This window comes from Streptomyces ovatisporus, from assembly GCF_042653885.1.
In the GTDB taxonomy this organism is placed as follows: domain Bacteria; phylum Actinomycetota; class Actinomycetes; order Streptomycetales; family Streptomycetaceae; genus Streptomyces; species Streptomyces ovatisporus.
Genome location: NZ_JBHSFH010000007.1, coordinates 504,670 through 528,645 on the forward strand (window position 1 = coordinate 504,670; position 23,976 = coordinate 528,645).

23 protein-coding genes and 1 pseudogene are annotated in these 23,976 nt (G+C 70.4%); 8 read left to right on the forward strand and 16 right to left on the reverse strand.

The annotated features are described in order from the left end of the window. Nucleotides 1-132: 132 nt before the first annotated feature. The 3 genes from ACFPA8_RS16025 (at nucleotide 133) to ACFPA8_RS16035 (ending at nucleotide 3,752) form a co-directional block, all read left to right on the forward strand. Nucleotides 133-2,394, forward strand: a complete 2,262-nt coding sequence (locus ACFPA8_RS16025) for a heavy metal translocating P-type ATPase (RefSeq protein WP_386448767.1) — start codon at nucleotides 133-135, stop codon at nucleotides 2,392-2,394. A 223-nt stretch (nucleotides 2,395-2,617) separates the two neighbouring features. Then, on the forward strand, nucleotides 2,618-3,043 hold the full coding sequence (locus tag ACFPA8_RS16030) for a DUF6153 family protein (protein WP_386448770.1): 426 nt from the start codon (nucleotides 2,618-2,620) through the stop codon (nucleotides 3,041-3,043). An 85-nt stretch (nucleotides 3,044-3,128) separates the two neighbouring features. Continuing rightward, nucleotides 3,129-3,752 (forward strand): DUF305 domain-containing protein, encoded by a 624-nt coding sequence (locus ACFPA8_RS16035; RefSeq protein WP_386448773.1) that lies wholly within the window; start codon nucleotides 3,129-3,131, stop codon nucleotides 3,750-3,752. Nucleotides 3,753-3,842: 90 nt separating this feature from the next. Here the strand turns inward: ACFPA8_RS16035 and ACFPA8_RS16040 are convergent, their stop codons facing one another. From ACFPA8_RS16040 to ACFPA8_RS16060, 5 genes are all read right to left on the reverse strand, one after another. Next, a complete protein-coding gene (locus ACFPA8_RS16040) occupies nucleotides 3,843-4,343 on the reverse strand; it encodes a hypothetical protein (RefSeq protein ID WP_386448776.1) in 501 nt (166 codons plus the stop codon). Nucleotides 4,344-4,416: 73 nt separating this feature from the next. Next, nucleotides 4,417-4,902, reverse strand: a complete 486-nt coding sequence (locus ACFPA8_RS16045; RefSeq protein ID WP_386448779.1) for a DUF4396 domain-containing protein — start codon at nucleotides 4,900-4,902, stop codon at nucleotides 4,417-4,419. A 227-nt stretch (nucleotides 4,903-5,129) separates the two neighbouring features. After that, on the reverse strand, nucleotides 5,130-6,371 hold the full coding sequence (locus tag ACFPA8_RS16050) for an MFS transporter (RefSeq protein WP_386448782.1): 1,242 nt from the start codon (nucleotides 6,369-6,371) through the stop codon (nucleotides 5,130-5,132). A gap of 1 nt (nucleotide 6,372) precedes the next feature. Beyond that, nucleotides 6,373-6,843, reverse strand: coding sequence for an ArsI/CadI family heavy metal resistance metalloenzyme (locus ACFPA8_RS16055; RefSeq protein ID WP_386448785.1), 471 nt, complete (start codon nucleotides 6,841-6,843; stop codon nucleotides 6,373-6,375). A gap of 32 nt (nucleotides 6,844-6,875) precedes the next feature. Then, nucleotides 6,876-8,240 carry an NAD(P)-binding domain-containing protein gene (locus ACFPA8_RS16060; protein WP_386448788.1) on the reverse strand — a complete coding sequence of 455 codons (1,365 nt, stop codon included), beginning with the start codon at nucleotides 8,238-8,240 and terminating at the stop codon, nucleotides 6,876-6,878. A 201-nt stretch (nucleotides 8,241-8,441) separates the two neighbouring features. Between ACFPA8_RS16060 and ACFPA8_RS16065 the strand changes: the two genes are divergently transcribed. After that, nucleotides 8,442-8,798, forward strand: a complete 357-nt coding sequence (locus ACFPA8_RS16065; RefSeq protein ID WP_386448791.1) for an ArsR/SmtB family transcription factor — start codon at nucleotides 8,442-8,444, stop codon at nucleotides 8,796-8,798. Here ACFPA8_RS16065 and ACFPA8_RS16070 read toward each other — a convergent pair. From ACFPA8_RS16070 to ACFPA8_RS16080, 3 genes are all read right to left on the reverse strand, one after another. Next, nucleotides 8,738-9,577: a hypothetical protein gene (locus tag ACFPA8_RS16070; protein ID WP_386448794.1), complete on the reverse strand. Its 840-nt coding sequence runs from the start codon at nucleotides 9,575-9,577 to the stop codon at nucleotides 8,738-8,740. The genes ACFPA8_RS16065 and ACFPA8_RS16070 overlap by 61 nt on opposite strands. A gap of 227 nt (nucleotides 9,578-9,804) precedes the next feature. Beyond that, entirely contained in the window at nucleotides 9,805-10,962 is a 1,158-nt protein-coding gene (locus ACFPA8_RS16075) for a right-handed parallel beta-helix repeat-containing protein (protein ID WP_386448796.1), read from the reverse strand. Nucleotides 10,963-11,199: 237 nt separating this feature from the next. Then, a complete protein-coding gene (locus tag ACFPA8_RS16080; protein WP_386448799.1) occupies nucleotides 11,200-12,363 on the reverse strand; it encodes a hypothetical protein in 1,164 nt (387 codons plus the stop codon). Between the two features lie 311 nt (nucleotides 12,364-12,674). Here ACFPA8_RS16080 and ACFPA8_RS16085 point away from each other — a divergent pair, with 311 nt between their 5' ends. The 3 genes and pseudogenes from ACFPA8_RS16085 (at nucleotide 12,675) to ACFPA8_RS16095 (ending at nucleotide 14,284) form a co-directional block, all read left to right on the forward strand. Further along, nucleotides 12,675-13,019 (forward strand): ArsR/SmtB family transcription factor, encoded by a 345-nt coding sequence (locus ACFPA8_RS16085; protein ID WP_386448802.1) that lies wholly within the window; start codon nucleotides 12,675-12,677, stop codon nucleotides 13,017-13,019. A gap of 5 nt (nucleotides 13,020-13,024) precedes the next feature. After that, nucleotides 13,025-13,702 (forward strand): annotated as a pseudogene (locus ACFPA8_RS16090) (methyltransferase domain-containing protein); the annotation flags it as partial. 105 nt (nucleotides 13,703-13,807) lie between these two features. Further along, complete coding sequence (locus ACFPA8_RS16095; protein ID WP_386449479.1) at nucleotides 13,808-14,284, forward strand: GNAT family N-acetyltransferase; 477 nt, start codon at nucleotides 13,808-13,810, stop codon at nucleotides 14,282-14,284. A gap of 177 nt (nucleotides 14,285-14,461) precedes the next feature. On the opposite strand, the gene ACFPA8_RS16100 is transcribed toward ACFPA8_RS16095, so the two are convergent. Beyond that, nucleotides 14,462-14,800, reverse strand: coding sequence for an ArsR/SmtB family transcription factor (locus tag ACFPA8_RS16100; RefSeq protein WP_386449481.1), 339 nt, complete (start codon nucleotides 14,798-14,800; stop codon nucleotides 14,462-14,464). Between the two features lie 324 nt (nucleotides 14,801-15,124). Between ACFPA8_RS16100 and ACFPA8_RS16105 the strand changes: the two genes are divergently transcribed. Then, nucleotides 15,125-16,282, forward strand: a complete 1,158-nt coding sequence (locus tag ACFPA8_RS16105) for a permease (RefSeq protein ID WP_386448805.1) — start codon at nucleotides 15,125-15,127, stop codon at nucleotides 16,280-16,282. 28 nt (nucleotides 16,283-16,310) lie between these two features. On the opposite strand, the gene ACFPA8_RS16110 is transcribed toward ACFPA8_RS16105, so the two are convergent. The 7 genes from ACFPA8_RS16110 to arsL form a co-directional block, all read right to left on the reverse strand. After that, nucleotides 16,311-17,588, reverse strand: a complete 1,278-nt coding sequence (locus tag ACFPA8_RS16110; protein WP_386448808.1) for an ATP-grasp domain-containing protein — start codon at nucleotides 17,586-17,588, stop codon at nucleotides 16,311-16,313. A gap of 79 nt (nucleotides 17,589-17,667) precedes the next feature. Continuing rightward, on the reverse strand, nucleotides 17,668-18,000 hold the full coding sequence (locus ACFPA8_RS16115) for an ArsR/SmtB family transcription factor (RefSeq protein WP_386448810.1): 333 nt from the start codon (nucleotides 17,998-18,000) through the stop codon (nucleotides 17,668-17,670). A gap of 24 nt (nucleotides 18,001-18,024) precedes the next feature. After that, nucleotides 18,025-19,116 carry an inorganic phosphate transporter gene (locus ACFPA8_RS16120; RefSeq protein ID WP_386448813.1) on the reverse strand — a complete coding sequence of 364 codons (1,092 nt, stop codon included), beginning with the start codon at nucleotides 19,114-19,116 and terminating at the stop codon, nucleotides 18,025-18,027. Nucleotides 19,117-19,212: 96 nt separating this feature from the next. Then, nucleotides 19,213-20,010 (reverse strand): methyltransferase domain-containing protein, encoded by a 798-nt coding sequence (locus ACFPA8_RS16125; RefSeq protein WP_386448816.1) that lies wholly within the window; start codon nucleotides 20,008-20,010, stop codon nucleotides 19,213-19,215. A 13-nt stretch (nucleotides 20,011-20,023) separates the two neighbouring features. Further along, nucleotides 20,024-21,130 carry a GTP-binding protein gene (locus ACFPA8_RS16130; protein ID WP_386448819.1) on the reverse strand — a complete coding sequence of 369 codons (1,107 nt, stop codon included), beginning with the start codon at nucleotides 21,128-21,130 and terminating at the stop codon, nucleotides 20,024-20,026. A gap of 31 nt (nucleotides 21,131-21,161) precedes the next feature. Beyond that, nucleotides 21,162-22,433, reverse strand: a complete 1,272-nt coding sequence (locus ACFPA8_RS16135) for a GNAT family N-acetyltransferase (protein WP_386448822.1) — start codon at nucleotides 22,431-22,433, stop codon at nucleotides 21,162-21,164. A 30-nt stretch (nucleotides 22,434-22,463) separates the two neighbouring features. Further along, nucleotides 22,464-23,714 carry an arsinothricin biosynthesis radical SAM protein ArsL gene (gene arsL / locus ACFPA8_RS16140; protein WP_386448825.1) on the reverse strand — a complete coding sequence of 417 codons (1,251 nt, stop codon included), beginning with the start codon at nucleotides 23,712-23,714 and terminating at the stop codon, nucleotides 22,464-22,466. Between the last annotated feature and the right edge of the window lie 262 nt (nucleotides 23,715-23,976).

The following is a 23,976-nucleotide window of genomic DNA, read 5'->3' on the forward strand; positions in this document are numbered from 1 at the left end:
TACCCCCTCGGGGTATATGCGCCTCAGGGGTCGCCCCGGCGTCCGGAAGGAGCTCTCCGTTCACTCCGGTCGGTCCCGTACAACTGAGACCCGGTGCCGTGCCGCCCAGCCCTTCCAGCCCGAGGAGCAGTGATGACCACCACGGTTTCCCAGACAGCCGAGGTCGAGCTCGCGATCGGCGGGATGACCTGCGCCTCGTGCGCCGCCCGTATCGAGAAGAAGCTCAACCGCCTGGAGGGAGTCGAGGCCACCGTCAACTACGCCACGGAGAAGGCAAAGGTGACCCACAGCGAGTCCGTCGCGGTGGAGGAGCTGATCGCCACGGTCGAGGCCACCGGCTACACCGCCGCGCTTCCCCCGCCCGCCCGGGCGGAGGCTCCGGCCGGCGGCAGCGCCAAGCGTGCCGACGAGGAGGCGGACGAACTGCGGCCGCTTCGGCAGCGGCTCGTCACCGCTGTGATCCTGGCAGCTCCGGTCATCGCGATGGCGATGGTGCCGGCCTTGCAGTTCGAGTACTGGCAGTGGCTCTCCCTCACGCTGGCGGCGCCGGTCGTCACCTACTCGGCCTGGCCCTTCCACCGGGCTGCATGGAAGAACGCCCAGCACGGTGCGGCCACGATGGACACGCTGATCTCTGTGGGGACGTCGGCCGCGTTTGCGTGGTCGCTGTGGGCACTGTTCTTCGGCAGCGCGGGCACACCCGGCATGACGCATCCGTTCGAGCTGACCATCGCGCGTACGGACGGCGCGGGAAACATCTATCTCGAGGCCGCGGCAGGCGTGACCGCCTTCATCCTCGCCGGGCGCTACTTCGAGTCGCGCTCGAAGCGAAGGGCCGGGGCGGCACTCAGAGCGCTGCTGGAACTGGGCGCGAAGGAGGTCACCGTTCTGCGGGACGGCCGCGAAGAGCTGATCCCCACGGACAGCCTGAGCGTCGGAGACCGCTTCGTCGTACGTCCAGGGGAGAAGATCGCCACGGACGGCACGATCGTCGAGGGCACCTCCGCACTCGACACCTCCATGCTCACCGGCGAGTCCGTACCCGTCGAGGTCCGCCCCGGCGACTCCGTCACCGGTGCCACGCTCAACGCGGGCGGCCGGCTCGTCGTCGAGGCAACCCGGGTCGGGGCGGACACCCGGCTCGCGCGGATGGCCAGGCTGGTGGAGGACGCGCAGAACGGCAAGGCCGCGGCCCAGCGCCTGGCCGACAAGATCTCCGCCGTCTTCGTCCCCGCCGTCATCGCCCTGGCATTCGGGACGCTCGGCTTCTGGCTCGGAAACGGGTCGGGTCTGACCGCGGCCTTCACCGCCGCCGTCGCCGTACTGATCATCGCCTGCCCGTGCGCCCTGGGGCTGGCCACACCGACCGCGCTGATGGTCGGCACCGGCCGTGGCGCACAACTCGGCATCCTCATCAAGGGCCCCGAAGTCCTGGAGACGACCCGCAAGGCCGACACCGTCGTCCTGGACAAGACAGGCACCGTCACCACAGGACAGATGACGCTGCTGAAGGTGCATGCGGCTGAGGGTGAGGACGAGGCCGAGGTGCTCCGGCTCGCCGGGGCGCTGGAGCACGCGTCCGAGCACCCCATCGCCAAGGCGGTGGCGACCGGAGCGGCGGAGCGAGCGGGCGCCCTGCCGGTGGCCGAGGACTTCGCGAACCAGCCCGGGCTGGGGGTCCAGGGCGTCGTCGAAGGCCACGCCGTTCTCGTAGGCCGGGAGAAACTGCTCTCCGAGTGGTCGATCGAGCTCCCCGCGGAGCTCGAGGACGCCAGGGCGGAGGCCGAGGCGGCGGGCCGCACCGTCATCGCGGTCGCCTGGGACGGTGCGGCACGCGCGGTTCTGGAGGTCGCCGACGCGGTCAAGGACACCAGCGCGGAAGCCGTACGACGCCTCCGCGCCCTGGGTCTGACGCCTGTCCTGCTGACCGGCGACAACACGGCAGTCGCCGAGGCGGTCGCCTCGGAGGTCGGTATCGACGAGGTGATCGCCGAGGTCATGCCCGAGGAGAAGGTCGAGGTCGTCAAACGGCTCCAGGGTGAAGGACGTTCGGTGGCGATGGTCGGGGACGGAGTCAACGACGCGGCGGCGCTGGCCCAGGCCGACCTGGGGCTGGCCATGGGGACGGGCACGGACGCCGCGATCGAAGCGGGCGACCTGACTCTCGTACGCGGCGACCTGCGGGTCGCGGCGGATGCCATCCGCCTCTCCCGCAAGACCCTCGGCACCATCAAGTCCAACCTGTTCTGGGCCTTCGCCTACAACGTCGCGGCTCTCCCCCTCGCAGCCGCCGGGCTGCTCAACCCGATGATCGCGGGGGCCGCGATGGCCTTCTCCTCGGTCTTCGTCGTCGGCAACAGCCTGCGCCTGCGCAACTTCCGTGCCGCCGGCTGAAGATCACGTCCGAGGACGGCGGCCCCGTCCTCGGACGCCCCGAAGGCGCCCGCCGTCAGAGCACCGGCCGAAGCCCGGCCAGCGTGACCGTCTTCACACCGCACGGCATGACCGGGTACGGGAGGCGCTGCCGACGTACGCAGCCGAAGTCCACCCCGTAGAAGGGCGGGTACCGGCTCGCATCGGCCTGCGGGCAGCATCGGCGACGACCTAGGATGACGGCATGAGACGGCGACCGCAGCGTGCGGCCCGGCCCCGCGAGGGCCGGGCGTACGTGCTGCTGGTGCTCGCCGTCCTGGCAGGCGTGATCGCCATGCACGGCCTGGGGGCGGCAGCCGCTGACGTCCCGGCGTCCGGCTCCTCGCATCACGGTTCCTCGATCGTCAGTGCGTCACCTGAGGGCCACGACTGCAGCTGTGACTGCGCGCATGCAGGGGAGGACGACGGCACCTCTGGCGGGCATACCGAGCACGCCGATCAACTGTGCGTCGCGAGCGGTATCAGCAGTGCTCCCGTGGCGCCGTCCCTGGCGCCCTCGGGTGTCGCCGAGACCGGTGCGGTGCACCTTCCCGTGCGCGCTCCGGCAAGCGACCACGCGGGCGGGCGTGCCCCGCCGTCACTGAGTGAACTGCAACTCCTGCGCATATAGAGCAGCCCGGCGGCGGCGCCCCCGAAGGGCGATCGCCCGCTTCGGCATGCCGGATTCCCCATCGCAGTACAGGAGTTGCACGAACATGACCGCACACCGTTCCTCCACCCGTCGTCGCATCGCAGCGGCGGCCGCAACCGTCACCGCTGCCGTGGTGCTCACCGCCTGCGGCGGCGACGACGGTGCCGCCGGACACGGCGGCCACGAGAAGAGCAAGAAGCCCGGCGCTTCCGCCTCGAAGGGAGACCACAACGCGGCGGACGTCTCCTTCGCCCAGGGAATGATCCCCCATCACCGCCAGGCGGTGGAGATGGCTGATCTGGCCGCTTCCCGTGCGGGGTCGCCCGAGGTCGAGAAGCTTTCCGAGGACATCGAGAAGGCGCAGGGACCGGAGATCGAGAAGATGTCCGGCTGGCTGAAGTCCTGGGGCGAGGAGGTGCCTGAGGAGATGCCCGGGATGGATCACTCCCAGCACGGCATGCCCGGCATGATGTCGCCCGGGGACATGAAGAAGCTGAAGAAGGCTTCCGGCAAGGAGTTCGACACCGCCTTCCTGAAGATGATGATCGAACACCACGAGGGCGCCGTATCGATGGCCGCCACGGAGAAGTCCAAGGGCTCCTACGAGCCCGCCAAGGACATGGCGCAGGACATCAGTACGTCGCAGACCGCCGAGATCAAGCAGATGGACAAGCTGCTCGGCAAGTAGCGGGCACGGGGGCCGCACCCGCCCGGGTGCGGCCCCCGCGTACGGGCTCAGGCCGTGGACGCGATGACCCGGAGCCGTCGCTTCGGGGGCTCACACCAGCGCGACGACGAGCAGCACGAGGCTCACCACCGCGAGCACCGCCCGGGTGGCGTGTCCGTACTCCCAGCGGTCACGCAGAGCGGTCCACTCCACGTGTCCCCCGGGGTCGGCACCACCTCGTCGCGCTCTGAAGGCGAAGAAACCCGAGCTGAAGCGGTCGAGATCCTCTCCCTCGAGCCAGAAGCCGTTCACCGGGTGCACGCGCAGCCAGTAGACCGCCTGGACCCCGGCAAGGGCCGCGAGCGCGACGGCACGCAGCGCGAAGCCGGCACTGCCGGCCTCGGTCAGAGCCAGCGCCACCGCGGTCACGGCGATGGCCACGAACTCGCCGAACCCGGCGAAGGTGAATCCGGGGTAGTAGATCCGCTGCACCACGACATACTCCGCGCGGCTGAGGCGCATCTTTCCGGGCAGTTCGAGGACGTGCGCCACGGCCGGGGCCATCACAGCGGCGGCCAGCAGCACGGCGAGCGTTCCGAACACCTCCGTCACGTGGCCGTCCTTCCTGGAAAATGCCGGTGCCGGTGCCGGGAGCCCGTCTCCGGCACCGGGGAGGCCGGTGCTGTCAGTGGTAGGCGTGGACGATGGCGTGGCCCTTGCCGCGTCCGATCATCCACTTGTTGACCGGAGTGGTGATCACGAAGGCGACGGCGAAGCCGCCCAGCAGCGAGGACCAGAACAGCCCGTCGGACAGATGGGCATCCAGCGCGCCGGGCACCAGGGCGATGATGCCGTTGTCGACCGCCTCCATCACCGCGATGGAGACCGTGTCGGCCGCCAGGGCGACCTTGATCGCGACCTTCAGGCCCAGGCCCGACCTGCGGACGGCGAACAGGGTGAAGGAGTAGCCGAAGAGGAACGCCAGGGTGATCGCCAGGGCCATGGTCGGTACGTTGCTCCAGATCAGAGCGGTACCGATGGCCATGCCGAGGATCTCGCCGATTGCACAGCCGGTCAGGCAGTGCAGTGTGGCCTTGGCCGCAGTGCCCCAGGGCGCGCTGCTCGGCGATCGATCACTGTCGGGGTGGCCTGGGTGGCCGGCGTGATCCATGACTGATCCCCCTTCTCGTCCACCGTGGCCGGAGGTGGCCCACACTCGGGAGTGTATACCCCTAGGGGGTATTACGTCCGCAACCCGGCCCGGCGACGGTTGCGTACGGGCCGGCACGCGTCACCGGCGAGCCGGCGCGCTGACGGTCATCACGCCCAGACGTACCAGGTCTCGGGGTGCCGGGACGTATCGGCGTATCCATTCGGGCGGAGCGCCGATCCGCAGGGCTACCCGGCTGTGGAGGCCCGTGGTGTTCCACCGAGGGCGAGTGCGGCGCTGAGGGCCGAGACGGCGGCGAGCGTGAGGAAGAGGGCGGGGTAGCCGCCGAGGGGGCCTGCCAGGGCGGCGCCCGCGAAGGGAGCGAGGCCGGTGGCGAGGGTGACGGGGGCGCTGAGGATGCCGCTGAGGCGTCCGTAGTGCCGGGTCCCCCACCGGTCCGTGACGGCGGTGGCCTGCAGGAGGGTGAGGTTGCCCCGTACCGTCCCGGCCGCCACGGCGAGGACGGTCAGGAGCACGATCGGTCCTGGCACGAGGGCGAGAGCCGCGGTCGTGGCCCCGCCCGCCGCGATCAGCGCGGTGGTGCGGGTGGTCACGCCGGTCCGGCGGGCGAGGGGTGCGTAGAAGACGCGGCCGAGCGTCTGGCCGACGCCTCCGAGCCCGAGCGCCCACGCGGCTTCCGTGGGAGTCGCGCCGCGCTCGTCGAGCAGCGGGACGAGGCCGATGACCACCGCGTAGACAGTGCAGGCGGAGAGCGTCATCGCGGCGGTCAGCAAGAGGAACGGGCGGGTACGGGCGGCCGGTTCGCGATCCGAGGCGCGCCCTGGAGACCTGCGGGGAGCATCGGAGGCGTGCTGTGGCCAGGGTGCGCGAAGTGCGAGGGCGTGGGCGGGGACGGTGACGGCGGCCAGGATGACGGCCAGGGCGGCATACGTGGCCCGCCAGCCGAGTTGCTCGACGAGCGCTGCGGTCAGGGGTGCGAAGACAGTGCTGGCCAGGCCGCCGGCAAGGGTGAGGACCGTCAGGGCGCGGACGCGGTCGTCCCCCCACCACCGGGTGAGGGCGGCAAACGCCGGAGGGTAGAGGGTTGCCGCCATGGCCGCGCCGGCGCACAGCCAGGCCGCGGCGAAGACAGCGAAGCCGGGGGAGGCGGCGATGGCCAGCACGGAGGCCGTGCCCAGGACGGATCCCGCGGTCATCACTGCTCGTGGCCCTCTGCGGTCCAGCAGCCGGCCGATGGGGATGCCGGTGATCGCGGAGACGAGCAGGGCTGCGGAGAAGGCACCGGTCGCCGCGGTGCTCGACCAGCCGGTCTCGCGCGTCAGGTGCGGCAGGAGGACGGGGAAGGCGTAGTAGAGAACGCCCCAGCTGGTGATCTGTGTGACGCAAAGAGCGGGCAGGACGAAGCGGGGCCGCGACCGGTCCCCTGTGCCGGTGGCGACCCCGCCGGTGCGGGCGGGCGACGACCGCACGTCAGCAGCAACCTCCCTTGGCGGCGGCAGCGGTGAGGACTTCACCCTCCGCCGCGCCGTCGGCTCCGGTACAGCATGCGCTGTGCTCCTCCTTGGCGAGAGTGGCGGCGTCGGCCTTCACGACGTAGACCTCCCAGGGCTCCTTGCCGGGGCCGTGGACCCAGACCTTGTCCTGGAGGGCGTAGCAGCACTCTGTGTCGTTCTCCTCGAAGGTTGCCAGGCCCGCTTCGCTCAGGCGGGTGGCGGCGTCGTTCACAGCCTCGGAAGACTCCACCTCCACTCCGAGGTGGTCCATGCGGGTCTCCTCTCCCGCGTCACCCTCGATCAGGACGAGCTTGAGAGGGGGCTCGGTCAGGGCGAAGTTGGCATAGCCGTCCCGGACTTTCGCAGGTTCTGCGCCGAACAGCTTGCTGTAGAAGGCGATTGAGGTTTCGAGCTCGGGGACTCGCAGAGCGAGTTGTATGCGTGACATGACGTGTCTCCTTCGAGGTTGACGGATCGGTTTCAGCAGCCGCTGGATGCGGCCGGTGCCGTGACTCCCGTGGCGGGGTCGTCTGTTGGTGCGGAGCAGCAGCCGCCATCGGCGGCGGACCGGGCCGCGTCGGGCTCGTCGAAGAGGCCGGAACCGCCGCACACCCCTGTCTCCGGCAGCGTCAGCTCCACTCGCCCGGCGGCTTCCCGGTCCCCCGCCAGGGCTGCGGCGATCGAGCGGACCTGTTCGTAGCCCGTCATCGCCAGGAACGTCGGTGCGCGGCCGTAGCTCTTCATCCCGGCCAGGTAGAGGTCCTTCTCCGGGTGGGCCAGCTCCTGCGCGCCATGCGGGTAGACGGTGCCGCAGGAGTGGATGTTGGGGTCGATCAACGGGGCGAGCCCGACCGGTGCCTGAAGACGCTCGTCCAGGCCGAGGCGCACCTCGGAGAGGTGCGACAGGTCGGGGCGGAAGCCGGTGAGGACGACGACGTGGTCCACGGGGTCGAGCCGCCGGCCGTCCTCGCCGACGAGCACCAGCTGCCCGTCCACCGTCTCCACCGCGGTGGTGCGGAAACCGGTCACCGCATCGACCCGTCCCTCCTCGACGGCTGCCTTGGCACGCGCCCCCAGAGCGCCGCGGGCCGGCAGCTGATCGGCCTCACCACCGCCGAAGGTGGAGTCGCCGATGCCTCGCCGCAGGATCCACGAGGTGTGGGTACCCGGAGCGGTCGTGGCCAGATTCGCGAGTCCGGACAGGGCGGTGAAGGCGGAAGCCCCGGACCCGACCACGGCGATCCGCTTGCCCGCGTACCGGTCCCGGACCGCCGGGTTCGTCAGATCCGGGACGCGGTAGGTGATCCGGTCCCCGGCCGCTCCTTCCCCGAGCGCGGGAAGTCCGTCGCCGCCCAGCGGGGCCGGTGTGGTCCAGGTGCCGGAGGCGTCGATGACGGCACGGGCGGTCAGACGCTCCTCACGGCCGTCGGCCGCGGCCAGGCGGACGGTGAAGAGCACCTTCTCCCGGTCGGAGTCGACGACGCGGTCGCGGCCGCTGCGCGAGACGCCGAGCACGCGCGTGCCGTATCGGACGCGGTCCCCGAGCGTGTCCGCCAGGGGCTGGAGGTACTGCTCCGCCCATTCACCGCCCGTCGGGCAGGTGGTCTCATCGGGGCGGACCCAGCCGGTGGGAGCGAGCAGCTTCTCCGCCGCCGGGTCGATGATCTCGGCCCAGGGAGAGAACAGCCGGACGTGACTCCACTCCCGCACGGCCGTACCCGCGCTGGGCCCCGCTTCCAGGACCAGCGTGTTCTGGCCGCGGGCGATCAGGTGGGCAGCGGCTGCCAGGCCGGTCGGACCGGCTCCGATCACCACGGTGGGTGCTGCAACGGTGGGCGTGCTCACGGAGACTCCCTTGTTTCGATGCCTATCTATGGCTTGCACTGCCAGCATCACACTTGCTTCGATGAACGTCAACATAGACATTCATCGAAGTGGGGTGAATTCGACGGAGCCTCCCGTCGTCGCGGTCCTCGGCAGGGGCCGCTCCGGGTAGGCCGCTGTACGCCTCTGGGAAACTACTTCGATGCGTGTGAAAATAGACGTATGTCCAAGGCCAAGGCGTTGCCGCTGATAGAGACAGACGTGCAGCCCTGCTGCCCGCCGCTGAACGAACGTCCCCTCACGGCGGACGAGGCGGAGCAGGCAGCTGTGATGTTCAAGGCGCTCGGAGACCCGGTCCGTCTGCGGCTCTTCTCGCAGATCGCCTCGCACACCGACGGCGAGGCATGCGTCTGCGACATCTCCGATGTGGGCGTCTCCCAGCCCACTGTCAGCCACCACCTGAAGAAGCTGCGCGAGGCCGGGCTCCTGACGTCCGAGAGGCGCGGCACCTGGGTCTACTACCGCGTCGCCCCCAGCGTGATGGCGTCCCTCGCGCAGAGCTTCTCCGCTTCCCGCTGACCGGCCGTCGGCCCCCGATTCCCTCGGAACACGCGTGGCCGACGGCGAGTTGAGCGCGGGCGGGGAACAGAGGAGCGGGACCAGCGAGTGGGTCCCGCTCCCTGTCGTCGTTGTGCGGCATTCGCGCTGCCGCACTCGACTTGAGGCGCAGGGTCGCGTTCTGGGTCTGGCGGATGCCGCCGCCCTGGAGTGCGGTGTTCCCCCTGACCGACACGGAGTTCAGAGACGCGCCGGGCTGCGATGTTCTCCAGGCCGCCACCGTTGTTGCCCGCCCGGTTCCTGAGCAGGGATCCGCCCTTCATCGCCAGCGTGCCGCCACTCACGTTGTAGATTCCGGCGCCCCAGGCGTCCGTGGTGTTGCGCTCGATGGTGCTGTGTTCGAGGTTGAGCTTTCCGCCGGTGTTGAAGAGACCACCACCCATGTCGGCGTGGTTGCCCCTGATCGTCGTGCGGTTCAGGTTCAGCCTGCCGTTCTCGTTCGCGATGCCGCCGCCGTTGCCGGCAAGGGAACCGCCGCTGACCCGGAGCGAGTTCAGGGTGAGCTTGCCACCGGTCACCACGTGGAAGACGCGGAAGTCCTGCGTCGCGTCCGGGGCGCGCCGAATGGTGGTGTCACGGCCGGAGATGGTCACGTTTCCGGTGATCTCCGGGAGCCCGTCGTCCGCGTTGTCGGGCGCGGTCAGGGTGTAGGTGCAGTGGGAGGCGAGGGTGATGCGACCGCCGCCGGTGTTGGCCTGGGTGATCGCGTTCTTCGGAGCGGTGATATCGTTGCACCGCACATGAGTCCCCCGGCGGCGCCGGCAGGGCCGGCGGGCGTACCGCCGAACGGTCCCGGACCTTGCGGACCGCTCGTCCCACGCCGTCGGCGGCGTCAACTCCGGTCGTGCGCGGGGGTGTCGGCGTGCGGAGGTGCTTCGCCGGGACGGGTGTCCGGTGGCGTCGTGAACCGCCACCGGAAGTCCCGGGCGTCGACGTCAGCTGGTTCGATCCGGCGCCTCTCCGACCGTCAGCTCCTGTCCGCCTGCGGTGTGTTCGTGGCGGGTGCGGAGCCGACGGCGTCGCAGCGGGGGACGCTGCCGGGAGGCGCGCAGTTGGTCGGGTGGTTCTTGAAGACGGCGCTCCTGATGAGATTCACCTCGGGCAGCGTCTGCTTGGCGGAGGCCCCGGCCTTGCTCTGCTGACGTTCGGAGCTGCCGGTCGGACGGATGATGACGCCGAAGCGACCCCCGTCGTTGTTGATGCCACCGCCCTGCTCGGGGCCGCCGTTCGCGGTGTTGCGGGTGACGACGCTCTTGTACAGCGTCGTCGGCTCCTCGAATCCGATGAAGATGCCGCCGCCGGAATTCTCGGCGATGTTGTCTCTGACCTGGGTGGAGTTGAGGCGCAGTGGCCCGGTCTGCGTGCCTGTGCCGCTGCTGATGCTCATGGTCATGATGCCTCCCCCGAGTCCGCCGTTGCCTTCGCCGACGTTGTTGCCGTCGACGGAGACGTTGTTCAGCGTGGTGTCGCCCGCGTTCCCGAGACCGCCTCCCCAGAAGCTGGCCGTGTTGTCGCGGAGGGAGCCGCCCCGCATCGTCATCGTCCCGGTGGTGGCCACTCCACCCGCGACCTGGGTTTCGTTGTCCCGGACCGTGGTGTTCTTCAGTACGAGCGTTCCCCCGTTGTTCCAGAGCCCGCCGCCGAGGAAGCCGGCGTTGTTGTCCCTGACGGTCGCGTCGGTCAGCGTGAGCCGGCCCTGGTCGTTGAAGATGCCCCCGCCGCCCGCCGCGAAGCCGCTACCGGATGCGTCACCGCCGCGGACGGTGAGCGAGTCCAGGCTGAGGCTGCCGCCCTGTGTCACGTGGAAGACGCGGAAGGACGCGGCGGCGCTGGGAGCGCGCTGGACGGTGGTGCGGTCTCCGGTGATCCGTACCTTGCCGGTGATCTCGGGGAGTCCGTCGTCGGGGTTGTCGGCCGCCGTGAGCGAGTAGGTGCAGCGAGGGGCGAGGGCGATGGTGCCGCCGTTGGTGTTGGCGTCGCTGATGGCGGTCTTCAGTGCGGCGACGTCACCGCAGGGGACGCGGGTCGGCGCCTGCGCCTGCGCCTGTCCGGCGGGCAGGAGGGTCAGGCACAGGCCGAGGCCCGTGACGGCGGTCAGGGTTACGCGTCTGAGCGTGTCAGTCATGCGGCTTCCCTTGGCTGTGGGGATGGGCAGAGACCACGCGATCCCGGCGACGCCCAGCCACCTGGCAGCCTTCGCCCCGAGCGCCGCTGATCACCACTCAGAGATATACGAAGTACGCATTCCGCGCATATCCGGTTCTGCCGTTCAGTCGTCAGGTCCCTCGGCGCCCCGCCGCCCCGCCGCGCCGGCAACGCGTGTCTGCGCGGCGGGACGCGGCCAGGGCTGTGCGCGGAGTCGTCAGTTCCTGCCGGGTTCCGGCGTGTTCGTGGCGGGTGCGGAGCCGACGGCGTCGCAGCGGGGGACGCTGTTGGGCGGGGCACAGTTGTCGGGGGTGTTCTTGAAGACGGCGCTGCGGATGAGGTTCACCTCGGCCGTCTGCTTGGCGGAGTTGCTGCTCGTCCGTTCAGGCCCGGCGACGGGGTTCGTGAAGAGGCCGAAGCGGGAGCTGCTGTTGTAGATGCCGCCGCCGCTGCCCGGACCGCCGTTCGCCGCGTTGCGGGTGACGACGCTCCTGTACAGCGTCGTCGGTTCGTCCGCGCCGATGAGGATGCCGCCGCCCTGCCCCTGAGCGATGTTGCCCCTGACCCTGGTCGCGTTCAGGCGCAGCGGTCCGCTCTCGTCGTCGATCTGCATGGTCATGATGCCGCCCCCGAGGTGCAGGAACGAGCCGGACTGCCCCCCGATGTGGTTGCCGTCGACCGACACGTCGGTCAGCGTGGTGTCGCCCGCGTTCGCGAGGCCGCCTGCCCAGAGCGTCCCCGTGTTGTCGCGGAGGGCGCCGCCCCGCATCGTCATCGTCCCGTTGGTGGCCACCCCGCCGGCGTTCTCGCTGGTGTTGTCCCGGACCGTGGTGTTCCTCAGTACGAGCGTTCCCCGGCTGTTCCAGATCCCGCCGCCGAGCCAGCTGGAGCTGTTGTTCCTGACCGTCGTGTCGGTCAGGGCGACTCTGCCGCGGTCGTTGTAGACGGCCCCTCCGTTGCTCGCCAGGAGCGGGGCCGGGGGAGCCTGGCCGCCGCGGACGGTGAGCGAGTCCAGGCTGAGGCTGCCGCCCTGTCCGACGTGGAAGATGCGGAAGGCCGGGGCGAATTGAGCGCGCTGGATGGTGGTGTTGTTTCCGGTGATCCGTACCTTGCCGGTGATCTCGGGGAGTCCGTCGTCGGGGTTGTCGGCCGCCGTGAGGGTGTAGACGCAGTGCGGGGCGAGGGCGATGGTGCCGCCGTCGGTGTTGGCGTTGCCGATGGCCGTCCTCAGTGCGGCGACGTCGTTGCAGGGGACGCGGGCCGGCGCCTGCGCCTGCGCCTGCGCCTGTCCGGCGGGCAGGAGGGTCAGGCACAGGCCGAGGCCCGTGACGGCGGTGAGGGTCACGCGTCGGAGGGCTACGCGTCTGGGCGTGTCAGTCATGCGGCATCCCTTGGCTGTGTGAGCGGGGGCGGGGCTCGTGACCCCTGGTGACGCTCGGAGGTTCCCGAGCGGCTCTCGCTGCTGAGGGGTCGACATTCAGAGATGTATAGGAAGCGGGCATTCACCGCATATGCGGATCGGCTGTCCGGTCTCCCGGCAATGCCTCTTCGGGCCGGGCCGGACCGAGTCCGCCCGTGACCCCCGTCGTCGCGGGCTGCGCCGCGAAGGTCCGGGGAGAACGCTCCGGGCCTCACCCGTCGTGATCGACGGGACTTGGCAGCACGCTATTCATCGCTTATCGTCGATGAACGATGAAACAAGCCGAGCCTCTCGACCGTGCCACCGCCCGGGAGTACGCCTCCTGGTTCAAGGTGCTGGCCGATGCGACCCGCGTCCAGATCGTCTCGCTGCTGGCTCGCCGTGGGCAGCCGATGAGCGTCGGCGAGATAGTCGACGCCGTGCAGGTGGGCCAGTCCACTGTCTCGGCGCACCTCAAGCAGCTCGCCGAGGTCGAGTTCGTCCTGGCCGAGTACGCCGGTACGGCCAGCTTCTACCGGATCAACGACGAGTGCGTGACCTGCTTCCCCTCCGCGGCCGACGTCGTCATGGGCCGCCCCGCTCCGGGCGGGACGCTTCCGAGCACGAATGAGGAGTGATCGTCATGTCCCAGGCCGACGAGCCGGCCCAGGGTGCCGAGGACCGGCAGGCGGAGGTCACCAGCCGCTACGGAGCCCTGGCCCGTGCCGCAGCGGCCGGTGAAGAGATCGTCGACTGCGCGGAGGACGCCTTCACCGAAGGACAGTTCGGTGCTGCCGGATACGAAGAGACCGCGGATCTGCCCGACGGCGCGGTGCGCGCCAGCCTCGGCTGCGGCAATCCTGTCGCCGTGGCTCCGCTGGCCCCCGGTCAGAAGGTGCTGGACCTCGGATCGGGCGGCGGCATCGATGTGCTGCTCTCCGCCCGCCGCGTCGCACCGGACGGCATGGCCTACGGTCTCGACACCACTGCCGAGATGGTCGCCCTCGCCCGCGCCAACGCACGGCAGGCGGGGGTGGAGAACGTCGAGTTCCTGCACGGCCGTATCGAGGAGATCCCCCTGCCGGATGCGCACGTGGACGCGGTCATCTCCAACTGCGTGATCAACCTGTCCGCAGACAAGCCCCGCGTCATGGCCGAGGCGTACCGCGTGCTGTGGCCGGGCGGTCACTTCGGCGTCAGCGACGTCCTGGCGCATCCGGGGCTGACGGCTGTCCAGCGCGCCGAGGCCGAGCGTGCCACTGGCTGCGCCGCGACGCTCACGGCCGAGGAGTACCGGGAACTCCTGCTGGGTGCCGGCTTCACCGGCATCGAGATCACGGCGACCGCCGACGCCGGAGCGGGCGTCTACTCGGCGATCGTGAAGGCGGGCAAACCCGCGGCTCCCGAGGGCGTCGTCCTGCGGCCCATGCGTGCTCACGACGCCGAAGCCGTACTGGCGCTCTACCAGTCCGGGATCGACGAAGGGGACGCGACGTTCGAGACCGCCGCCCCCACCTGGAGGGCCTTCGATGCCGCGCGGCTGACGCTGCACCGCTACGTCGCCGTCGACGACGCGACGGGCGAGGTGACGGGCTGGGCCGCCGCCGCCCCGACCTCGTCACGTCAGGCGTATGCCGGGGTGGTCGAGCACTCGGTATACGTACATCCCGCCTCACGTGGCCGTGGCATCGCGCGCGCCCTGCTGGACGCGCTGGTCGCCTCGACGGAGAGCGCCGGCATCTGGACCGTCCAGTCCGGCATCTTCCCCGAGAACACCGCCAGCCTCGCCCTTCACCGCAGCGCGGGCTTCCGCGTCCTCGGCCGCCGTGAACGCATCGGCCGGCAGGACGGAGTCTGGCGGGACGTCGTGCTCGTCGAGCGCCGCAGCCCGGTGGTCGGCTGAGCCCCGGGATTCCTGTGCGGGATCCCGCGAGGACGTGCGGCGCGTGACGGCCGGCGGCGAAGCCCGGCCGCCGACGGCCACCGGGAGGACGGGCCAGGTGCACCCACCGACCTGGCCCGACTGATCCGACTGACCGGACCTACCCGAGGTGCCGGTGCCGGGAGCGGGTGCCGGATGTCAGCCGACGTCCCGGACGCCCCCCGGACGCCCCATGACGGCGTCCGCCGCGCTGGGGAAACAGGCGACGCAGGCGACGTTGATCGAGTAGAGGATGGACGTCCCCCGCCGCTCGCGGAAGACGAAGCGCACGTCGGCGAGCAGCTTGAGGTGGTGGGAGACCGTGGACTGTCCCACGCCGACCTGTTCGACGATCTCCCCGACGCTCATCGCGCCGGCGGCGAGGGCGAGCAGATTGAGGATCTGCACGCGCGTCGGATCGGAGAGGGCCTTGAACCAGGTCGCGTAGGACTCGGCCGTGCTCCGGTCGATCAGCTGTGCGTTCATGGTGCCGGTCATCACTTATCGATGTTAGGCGATGAATCAGGCGTCCGACAGGCCGAGTCCCGGTCAATCGGCCGTCTCTTGCGGAGAGGGCGCTCACCGTCGCGTCTTGGCTGCTCACACCCTGCGACTAGCGATATCTCCCCTCGTGCCCGTCCGGGCCGCGTCTGTCGCCGCGAGGTGACGGGTGGCCGGTAGTCGACGGTGGTGAGGTACTACTTAATCGTTTATCATCGATATTCGATTGAAGCGGTCCCGCTCGTCGTAGCGGCGGTGTGGCGTGAGCTCGATTCCCCGCTCCGCCGCTCCCCTTGTCGCCCAGCCCGGAGAGGTTCACCAGTGAGCGAAGTGCAGGCTCTCGTTCTCTTCATCCTGCGGGAGGTCCTGCACTATCTTCCGTGGTTCCTGATCGCGGTCGTTCTGGGTATATCCGTGCAGCGGCTCTCCATAGACGTCGTCGCCCGGCGCAGCTTCTCCCGGCGGGGCGTCGCGGGCGTCGCAATCGTCACAGCCATCGGAGCCTTCAGCCCGTTCTGCTCCTTCACCGTCATTCCCCTGATCCGCCGCTTCCTGATCGCGGGCGTTCCGCTCTCGGCGGTGATGTCCTTCTGGATCGCGTCTCCCTCGATGGACCCCGAGATCTACGCGCTCTCGGCCGCGCAGCTCGGGTTCCCCGTCGCCACCGCGCGTCTCGTCGGCGCCCTTGTGCTGAGCTTCGGGGCGGGCCTGATCGTCCTCGCTCTGGAGCGGCGCGGCCGCTTCCGCGACCCGCTTCTGACGGCCTCGAAGCAACGGGCCGCCGCCTCGTCGTGCGGTCAGGACACCGGCACAGCCAGTCCAGCCGGCACAGCCAGGCCAGCCGGCCAAGCCGGCACAGCCAACCCAGCCGGCACAGCCTGCCCGGCCGCGCAGACGCCCGCGACTGTCGCCGCGGGAGGATTCGCCACGACGTCCGCCGGGCCCGCCGGGACCACCGAGGGCGCAGCTCCGGCCGGCGGCTGTTCCGGTTCCGTCGAGCCGGACGCCGACCCATTGGCCGACGACGACGGGACGCCGTGGCGCGTGCTGGTCCGGCGGGACATCAGGAACCTGCGGCCCGTGGAGATCCTCAAGGAGATCTGGGGCGACTCGATCCACCTCGGACGCTGGCTGTTGCTGGCGATCGTCCTGGAGGCCCTGATCATCCGCTACGTCCCGGGTGACGTCGTCTCCTCCCTCCTGGGTACGGAGGGCGCGGTCTCCGTGCTGCTGGCCGGGGCCGTCAGCGTTCCGCTCTACCTCAACGGTGTCGGAGCCATCCCTGTCGTCGAAGGTCTGCTCAGTCAGGGCATGGTGGCTGCCGCCGGTGTGACGTTCCTCCTGGGCGGGGCGGTGACGACGATCCCGGCGATGGTGGCCGTGAAGAGCGTCGTGAAGCTGCCGGTCTTCGCGTTCTACCTGGCTGTGGGATTCCTGGGCAGCATCGGGCTGGGCCTCCTGGCCCTTCCGCTCATGTGACGTTCCGGCCTCCGCGTCCCCTGCGGACTCACCCGTCGCCGCCGAGCGGGCGCGACCGCAGCTCGATGAGCCGACGGGGTTCGGCCAGGTCCGCCGCGACCTGACCGGCGTCGTCCCCCACGGCGATCACATAGCCGAAGCGGGACATGTAACCGCCGGGCGGGAGAGCCAGCCTGGTGCCGGCCGCCGCGGTGGCCACGGCCTTGTGCACAGTCGGCCCCAGCAGGTCGGTGCGTACGACGGCTTCCACCGCCTCGCAGTCGGCTTCCGGGTACAGGAAACGTATGGCTGCCGTACGCCGAGTCTTCGGGCTCGTGTCCGGATGCAGGCCGGCGGCGACGCACGCGGCCGCGACGGAGGGATCCGTGCCGGTGGCGAGCATCCCCAGGTAGGGGATGAAGTCGCCACCGAGCCGTGCGTTGATCTCGACGAGGCGTGGCCCGTCAGGGGTGAGCTTGAACTCCGTGTGGGTGGCGCCCTGTTCGAAACCGAGTGCCTGGTGGATGCGGCCGAGCTGCTCCGCGAGCTCCGCGTCCTCCAGCAGGGGATCGGCGGCGTCGACCGTATGCCCCGTCTCCTCGAACCAGGGCTCCATGCCCACCTGTTTCCGGGCGAGCACCGTCGGGGTCACGGCTCCGGAGGTGACGACGGAATCGACGCTGATCTCCGGGCCCGTCAAGTACTCCTCGACCAGGACGTCGGCCGCATAGCGGGGTACGCCCGGCCACTGCGCGGAAGCCGCCGAGCGGAACGCGTCCTCCACCTGCGTGGGACCGTCCACACGTACGACTCCGATGCTTCCGCCCAGGCCACGAGCCTTCACCACCACGGGATACCCGATGGAGTCGGCCGCTTTACGGGCCTCCTCCGCGGTGGAGACGGGAGTGGAGGCCGGCTGGGGCACCCCCGCGACGGCCAGCAGAGCCCGGGTTGTCGCCTTGTCGCGGCAGGCGAGCACCGACTCCGGCGAGCTGCCCGGCAGACCGAGCTGCTGTGCGAGAAGGGCGCTGGCGTGCACCAGTGACTCGTCGTACGTGAAGACGCCGGCCACCGCGTGCCGGGCGGCCACGGGAACGGCAGCAGCGTGCAGAGCCTCCGGGTCGCGGGTGTCGACCCGGGTGGTGCCCTGGACGTACGGGAGCTGCCAGGTGGGCTCCGGGGCGTCCAGCAGCCACAGCCTGAAGTGGCGGGCCACGGCGGCCACCATGTATTCGCGGTACCGGCGGTCGCCACTGCCGACGAGCAGGAGCAGGGGCGCGGACTCGTCGGCGGTCTCGGGCGGGGCGGGCTGCGCCGGGATGACCATGGGGACTGTCGTCCTCTCTCATGTGTTCGGTGGGGCCGGTCGCCCGGCGGGCGGTTGTCCGGGGTGAGGGGGGATCGGGTCACTCCCTCGCCGGGGATGTCTGCCCGTCCCCCGCGCCGAGCAGTTCGGCGGCTGCGCGGGGCAGTTCGGCGGAGCACCGGGCGTCGACCGCGTAGAGGATGTTGGCACCGGCTCTGTGGCGGGTCACGATCCTCACCTGATGAAGCGTCCGCAGGTGGTGCGAGACGGTGGGCTGGCTCATCCGGAGGTGGCCGACGACGGCACCCGCCGGTACGGGGTGCGGCTGACGGGTCAGGAAGTCGACGATGAGGATGCGGGTGGGGTCGGCCAGTGCGCGGAACCAGCGGGCGTACTCGGCCAGGGTCTCCTGCTCGAGTGCACGGTCTGACACGGGTGGGGTCCTAACGGGCGGGTCCTAGCGGGCGATCAGGAAGACGGCGGCTGCCACCGCCGCCGCGAACGGCGGGGTGACGATCCAGGCGATGAGGAAGTCGCGGAGGGTCTTGCCGCTCAGACGGCGCACGTCTGCTCCGGCCGAACCGGCGATGGCACCGGTCGAGGTGTGCGTGGTGGACATGGGGAGTCCGTAGCCGGCGCCGACACCCACCAGGGTGGCCGTGGTGAGGTTGGCCAGGAACCCTTCCTTGTGGTTCATCCGGACGACCCCCTCTCCCAGCCGTTCCGCCACGCGCATGCCCCCGGTCAGGGAACCCACCGCCATCGCGCCTGCGACGAGCAGCACCACCTGCCACGTCGTCATCCCCGCCGGCACCAGGGCGAAGGCCCCGATGGCCACGATCTTCGGGGTGTCGTTGAGGCCGCGGGCGAAGCCGGTGGCGCCGCTGGTCGTCCAGTGCAGCGCGGCCAGTCTGCGGCCGGGGACCTCCGCGGTGGCGGGACGGGAAGACACGGCGGAGGCCTCGGGCGTGAGAACCGCCGCGGAGCCGGGAGCGGCGGGAGTGCTGCCCGGGGCCGGATGGGCCTCCCCGGCGGAACTGCCCGGCGCGGCTTCGGTCCGGGGCGGTCCCGCGCCCCGCTGGGAGGCCAGGGCGAGGAGCAGGGAGATCCCGTAGGCGACGCCGACGCTGACGAGCAGGGGGATCACCAGCTTCATGGGTATCGCGTTCCAGGCGATGCTGCTGGAGGCGAACAGCACGCCCGCGCCCAGCAGCGCGCCGATCAGGGCGTGCGTCGTCGAGACCGGCAGGCGCAGCACTGTGGCGAGGGCCACCCAGCTGACGGTGCCCGCCAGGACGGCGACGGCGAACGCCTCGGTGGGTTCCGCGGTGACGATGCCCTTGGAGAACAGCTTCGTCATCTTGTCGGCGAGCATCAGCGAGCAGACGCATCCGGCGAACGTGGTCACCGTCCCCCAGAGGATGGCCGTGCGGTACCTCGTCACCCCCGCTCCCGCGAGGGTGGCGACGCCCTTGGGTACGTCGTTGCCGCCGTTCGCCGCGGCCAGCGCGACGACGAGCAGGAGGACGAGCACGGTGGTGAAAGACATGGCGGTGTCTCCATCGCAGACGAGGACGGACCACTGAGCAGCGGGGCCGCGGGAAGCGGGGCGCTCACCGGCACGGCCCCGGGCGTGCTGTACGGGTCAGCAGCAGGAGCGGCCTCCCGTGCCCGGCAGGGGGAGGTCCGTCCGACTGCCGGCCGGCTTGCGGGCGCGGATGATGGCTGCGTGCAGTCCGTCCGCGGCCTCCTGGGTGAAGTCCACTTCGGCGTCCTCCAGCCCGACGGCGCTCAGCAGCTCCACGTACTCCGAGACGGAGAGGGCACCGGCGATGCACTCGCTGTGGCTGCCCCGTTCGGCGCGCTCTTCGGGGCTGAGCCGGTCCTCGGCGACGACGTCGCTGATGCCGAGGCGTCCGCCGGGTGCCAGCACCCTGGCCATCTCGGCGAAGACGGCGGGCTTGTCGACCGACAGATTGATGACGCAGTTCGAGATGATCACGTCGACGGTTCCGGCCGGCAGGGGGACGGCCTCGATGGTGCCCTTGAGGAGCACCACGTTGTCCGCCTCGGCGTCCGCGATGTTGGCGGCGGCCAGGGCGAGCATCTCCTCGAGGAAGTCCAGGCCGAAGACCCGCCCGTCGGGGCCCACGCGGCGGGAGCTGAGGATGACGTCCAGTCCCGCCCCGGACCCCAGGTCCAGTACGGTCTCGCCTTCGCGCAGTTCGGCGACGGCGGTGGGGTTGCCGCAGCCGAGGCTGGCCAGGAGGGCCGCGTCGGATGCGGCGCCCGGGCCGACGTCCTGGTAGGCGGCGGGTCCGAAGGTCTCCGGGTCGGGCGAGCAGCAGGCACCGGTGGTGCCGGCCTCGTCCGCCTTGGAGCGGTAGTAGGCGCGTACCTCTTCCTGGAGCTTCGCTGCGGTGCCGGTGGTGGTGTCGGTCATGGGGGTCCTTCGGTCAGGCGCCGGCCGGGGTGAGGCGGTGCACCGGGCGGGGGTACGAGGGCTTGAACGACACCGGTGAGGTGGCTGAGGAGCGCGTACCGGTGACCTGGTCGGCCGCCGAGACGGCGTCGGCGACGGCGCGGTCCAGTTCTTGCGGTTCACAGGCGACGCGGGCGTTGATCACGGCTCGCGCGCCGGCCGACGCCGCAGTGAGGACACGGTCCTCGGTCGCCGGTGCACCGGCCTCGGTGAGGCTCAGCTTGGCGAACTCGCCCTCGCCGGCGTCCACGGTGAGTTTCGCGTGGCCGATCACCGCTCCGTTCTCGGCGGCCCAGGCGGAGAGGCGGTCGAGGACGGTACGCCCCCAGGCCGTCGCGTCGAACTCCTGGCCGACAGCGGTCAGTTCGATCTCCTGGTTCATCCAGGCCAGCTGGGCCTCGGCCGCCGCGTACCGGTCGTAGTCGACGTCCAGGTCCACCGCGTGGTTTCCGGCGGGTGCCTCCCACGCGTCGAGGAGGAGGTCCACCCCGTCGCCGGTGGCCGCCGAGTAGCCGACGACGGTGGCGTCGCCGTACTGCTCGCGCAGACCCTGGAGCAGCTCATCGGTGTGGCCGGCGGGGATCGTGTCGAGCTTGTTCACCGCGATCACGTCGGCCTCGGTGAGCTGCTGCCGGAAGAGGTAGGACAGGTCCGACTCCGGCTCTCCGCGTCGTGCCGCTCGCTCGAAGGCCTTGTGGCGCAACGGGTCGACGACCGTCGTCAGCGGTGCGACGACCATGTCCTCGCCGTAGTACCGGCGCAACGGGCGCACGACTGTGGCCTGGAGGTCGGTGCAGCTGCCGACCGCCTCGGCGATGACGGTGTCGACGCCGTCGGAGTCCGTGAGTGCGACCACGGCCTGCACGAGGTCTTCGAACTTGCAGCAGAAGCAGCCGCCGGTGACCTCGGCGACGCTGTCGAGTTTGCTGCGTACGAGGTGGGTGTCCACGAGTTCCACACCCTGGTCGTTGGTGATGACAGCGACCCTGTGCCCCTTCTCCTGCAGCGCCAGTGCGGTGGTGGTCATGGTCGTGGTCTTGCCCGCGCCCAGAAAACCGGTCAGAGGAATGAACGTGATCATGTCGTCCCCGTTTCGTCGGTCGGAGGTCGGCTCAGCTGGTGGAGCAGCAGTCACCGCCGGACGGTTCGCTCAGCAGCGGCAGTTGTCCAGGGGCGGCGGGTCGGGTCGGCACGGTGTCGCCGAACGCGCTGCGTCTGCCGAGGCCGAAGGCGTCGAGCCAGGCGGCGGCCTGGGGACGCAGCGCAGGATCGGAGAGCAGCAGCGAGGTGGTCATGGCGCGGGGTGTGCAGCCGCGCAGCACTTTCGCCTGGTGGGCGCCGGCGCCGAACTCGACTGTCCGCAAGCCTTCCGCGTAGGCGTCGCGGACGGGGGCGTCGAGGACCAGGGCGAAGTAGATGCCGCTGCGCTCACCGATGGCCGCGTAGTCGAAGCCCGCCCACTTGGGGAAGAGCCGGTGGTGCTTGCGAACGGTGACGCAGGTGGCCACCAGCTCACCGTTCTTGCGTCCGAGGTAGGCCCGTACGTCCGCTCCCTCGTCGATGAGCGCGGAGAGGATGCCGGCGATGTGTGCGGGCTCCTCGCCTGCGCCGTTCTTCTCCCGGTTGAGGCAGGTGAGGTCCGCGATCCGCTCCACGTAGGGGCGGATGCCGGTGCCGTCGGTCCGTTCGATCGTGACGCCGGCGGCTGCGGCCTTGCGGACGTCCGCCTTGATGCGCTGACGCTTCTTCAGGGGGAGGGCGGCCAGGTGGCCTTCCCAGTCCGGAGCGTCCAGCCGCAGGAAGTCCTCGTAGCCCCAGAAGGAGTGGTGTCCGCCTGCGGCGTCGAGCGCGGTCACCAGGTCCCGGCCGACGCGGCGGTCGGGAATCCAGGGCGCGAGGATGCAGCGGATGCCGGCGTCGAACGCGGCGGGCACCAGCTTCTCCACGACGGTCCCCACCAGGGCGGGCGTCCAGAAGTTGTACGCGATCTCGGTGCGGTAGCCGAGCGGGGAGCCCAGGAGCAGCGCCGGGAAGAAGGGTTCGGTGCCCAGTGCGTCGATCTCGGCGCTGCGTGCGGAGTCGGTCTCCGCTCCGCAGCAGACCTCCTCGCCGGAGGGAGCCCGCCGGCCCAGATAGGTGCGGGGTTCGTGGTCGACCGCGGGGGGCCCGGCGAGGACGTAACCGGGCAGCAGGGCGAGTTCGCCGCGGGCGCGGGTGGCGACGGTGTGCCACGGCTGGGCTTCGGGGAGGACCTTCTCGGTGGCCGCCAGCCAGGTGGGGCCCAAGTACGGCCAGGCATCCGTGAGGTCGGTGAGCTCATCGGACCAGGCCATCTCCGGAAGAGCCTGTCCGGTGGAGACGACGACGCGGGGTGATCCGCCCATCTCGGGCTCCTTCGGGTGAGAGAGGACCGGTCAGCACTTCACGCAGCAACGGACCCTGCCCGCGTCCTCGGCGTCGGATCTTCGTTGCTGCCACAGCTCTTCGACGCGCCTGTCCGGGTGCGTCCACTCCGTCCAGAAGCCGCGGTCGACGGTGGCGATGTCTTCCATCCACGGTGACGACAGCAGCGGCGAGCCCTTGAACAGCAGCAGCCGGGTCTGGAGTGCCGTGGGGTCGGTGACGTGGGCGAGATCCGCCTCGACCAGCCAGTCCTCGAAGCCGAGCAGCTCTTCGTACTCGACCCAGGGGGTGAACGGAATGAACGTCGGATACAGCTCGAAGCCGATGCGCCTGGCCTCGGCGACCGCCTGGCGCATGTGGTCGACGTCTATGTGCTTGTCGAAGATGCGCAGGATGCGGTCGGAGGGGAACTCCAGGGCGCAGGTGACGCGGCGCAGCCCGAGGGAGACCAGCTTCTCCAGCTCACGGGGGTAGCTCAGGACGTGGTCGACCCGGGTGGTGAACTCGAACGTGACGGGCCCGACGGCGTCCACGAGCCGTTCGACGATTCCGGCTCCGATCGTGCGGGAGTTGAAGAACTCCGCGTCGATGAAGCAGAAGTGGCGTACGCCCTCCTCCGCGAGCTGGAGAGCGTCGGCCAGGACGCTGTCCGCCTCGTAGACGGCGACCCCGCCGTCGTAGGCGCCGTACACGGAGCAGTACGTGCACTTGTGGTGGCAGCCACGGGACGCCTCGATGTTGCCCATCAGCCCGAACGGCGAGTGGTGGGCGGGGTAGTGGACGAGGGAGGGGAAGAGGCCACGGGCCGGCGTGGAGACGGAGATCCGCCGGCGGGGCGGCCTGGGGCGCATCCCCCGGGAGGTCATCAGGGCCGGGACCGCTTCCAGTGCGAGCGTCCCGCGCGCCAGCTGGGCCAGTTCGTCGCTGATGAGCTCGGGTTCCTCCATGACGACGGCGTCTGCCGCGCCGAGGAATTCGCGGTGGTTCATCTGCGCGTACTGGCCGAACGCCACGACCGTGGTGCGGAAGCGTTCGCGCAGCTCGCCGGCGAGCGCCAGGCCCCGTTCCAGCCCCTCGAACTGCTGGACCGACACCAGGACCAGGTCGAACGGTCCCTCAGGGGCGGCATCAGGCTGGAAATGCGCGTCCCAGCCGACGGCCTCAACGCCCTGAGCCTGCATGGATGCGGCTGCATATGCGCAGGTCAGAGGCTGCATCTCCGCTTCGAAAGCGGAGGCGACGAGCACACGTGGCTGAGTCACACTTCCCCCCGGGAGTGAATCAATCCAAGAAAGCGAACCGTGCTGTGCCCTGATCGGTGAGCGAAGGCTCGAGACGGCCGGAACACTGCCCCCTCTAACGATGTATGTCAATAGACCGATACGGAACCGACCTCGCGGGGCGGGGCCGACGGCGGTGGCCGGCGGGCACGCGAAAGTTCTCGGAGCTCGGGACATGCGTCGCACCCCCTGCCCATGACCCGACTTCAGAAGTCGAATTGAGCGGTCATGCCCTACGGTGCGC

Excerpts from the sequence above, each read along its gene's own strand:
- ACFPA8_RS16125 (WP_386448816.1), bottom strand. The coding sequence starts at position 20,010 with ATGACCGACACCACCACCGGCACCGCAGCGAAGCTCCAGGAAGAGGTA.
- ACFPA8_RS16085 (WP_386448802.1), top strand. The coding sequence starts at position 12,675 with ATGAAACAAGCCGAGCCTCTCGACCGTGCCACCGCCCGGGAGTACGCC.
- ACFPA8_RS16035 (WP_386448773.1), top strand. The coding sequence starts at position 3,129 with ATGACCGCACACCGTTCCTCCACCCGTCGTCGCATCGCAGCGGCGGCC.
- ACFPA8_RS16120 (WP_386448813.1), bottom strand. The coding sequence starts at position 19,116 with ATGTCTTTCACCACCGTGCTCGTCCTCCTGCTCGTCGTCGCGCTGGCC.
- ACFPA8_RS16100 (WP_386449481.1), bottom strand. The coding sequence starts at position 14,800 with ATGACCGGCACCATGAACGCACAGCTGATCGACCGGAGCACGGCCGAG.
- ACFPA8_RS16130 (WP_386448819.1), bottom strand. The coding sequence starts at position 21,130 with ATGATCACGTTCATTCCTCTGACCGGTTTTCTGGGCGCGGGCAAGACC.
- ACFPA8_RS16025 (WP_386448767.1), top strand. The coding sequence starts at position 133 with ATGACCACCACGGTTTCCCAGACAGCCGAGGTCGAGCTCGCGATCGGC.
- ACFPA8_RS16080 (WP_386448799.1), bottom strand. The coding sequence starts at position 12,363 with ATGACTGACACGCCCAGACGCGTAGCCCTCCGACGCGTGACCCTCACC.
- ACFPA8_RS16065 (WP_386448791.1), top strand. The coding sequence starts at position 8,442 with ATGTCCAAGGCCAAGGCGTTGCCGCTGATAGAGACAGACGTGCAGCCC.
- ACFPA8_RS16135 (WP_386448822.1), bottom strand. The coding sequence starts at position 22,433 with ATGGGCGGATCACCCCGCGTCGTCGTCTCCACCGGACAGGCTCTTCCG.
- ACFPA8_RS16055 (WP_386448785.1), bottom strand. The coding sequence starts at position 6,843 with ATGTCACGCATACAACTCGCTCTGCGAGTCCCCGAGCTCGAAACCTCA.
- ACFPA8_RS16095 (WP_386449479.1), top strand. The coding sequence starts at position 13,808 with ATGCGTGCTCACGACGCCGAAGCCGTACTGGCGCTCTACCAGTCCGGG.
- ACFPA8_RS16045 (WP_386448779.1), bottom strand. The coding sequence starts at position 4,902 with ATGGATCACGCCGGCCACCCAGGCCACCCCGACAGTGATCGATCGCCG.
- ACFPA8_RS16075 (WP_386448796.1), bottom strand. The coding sequence starts at position 10,962 with ATGACTGACACGCTCAGACGCGTAACCCTGACCGCCGTCACGGGCCTC.
- ACFPA8_RS16110 (WP_386448808.1), bottom strand. The coding sequence starts at position 17,588 with ATGGTCATCCCGGCGCAGCCCGCCCCGCCCGAGACCGCCGACGAGTCC.
- ACFPA8_RS16030 (WP_386448770.1), top strand. The coding sequence starts at position 2,618 with ATGAGACGGCGACCGCAGCGTGCGGCCCGGCCCCGCGAGGGCCGGGCG.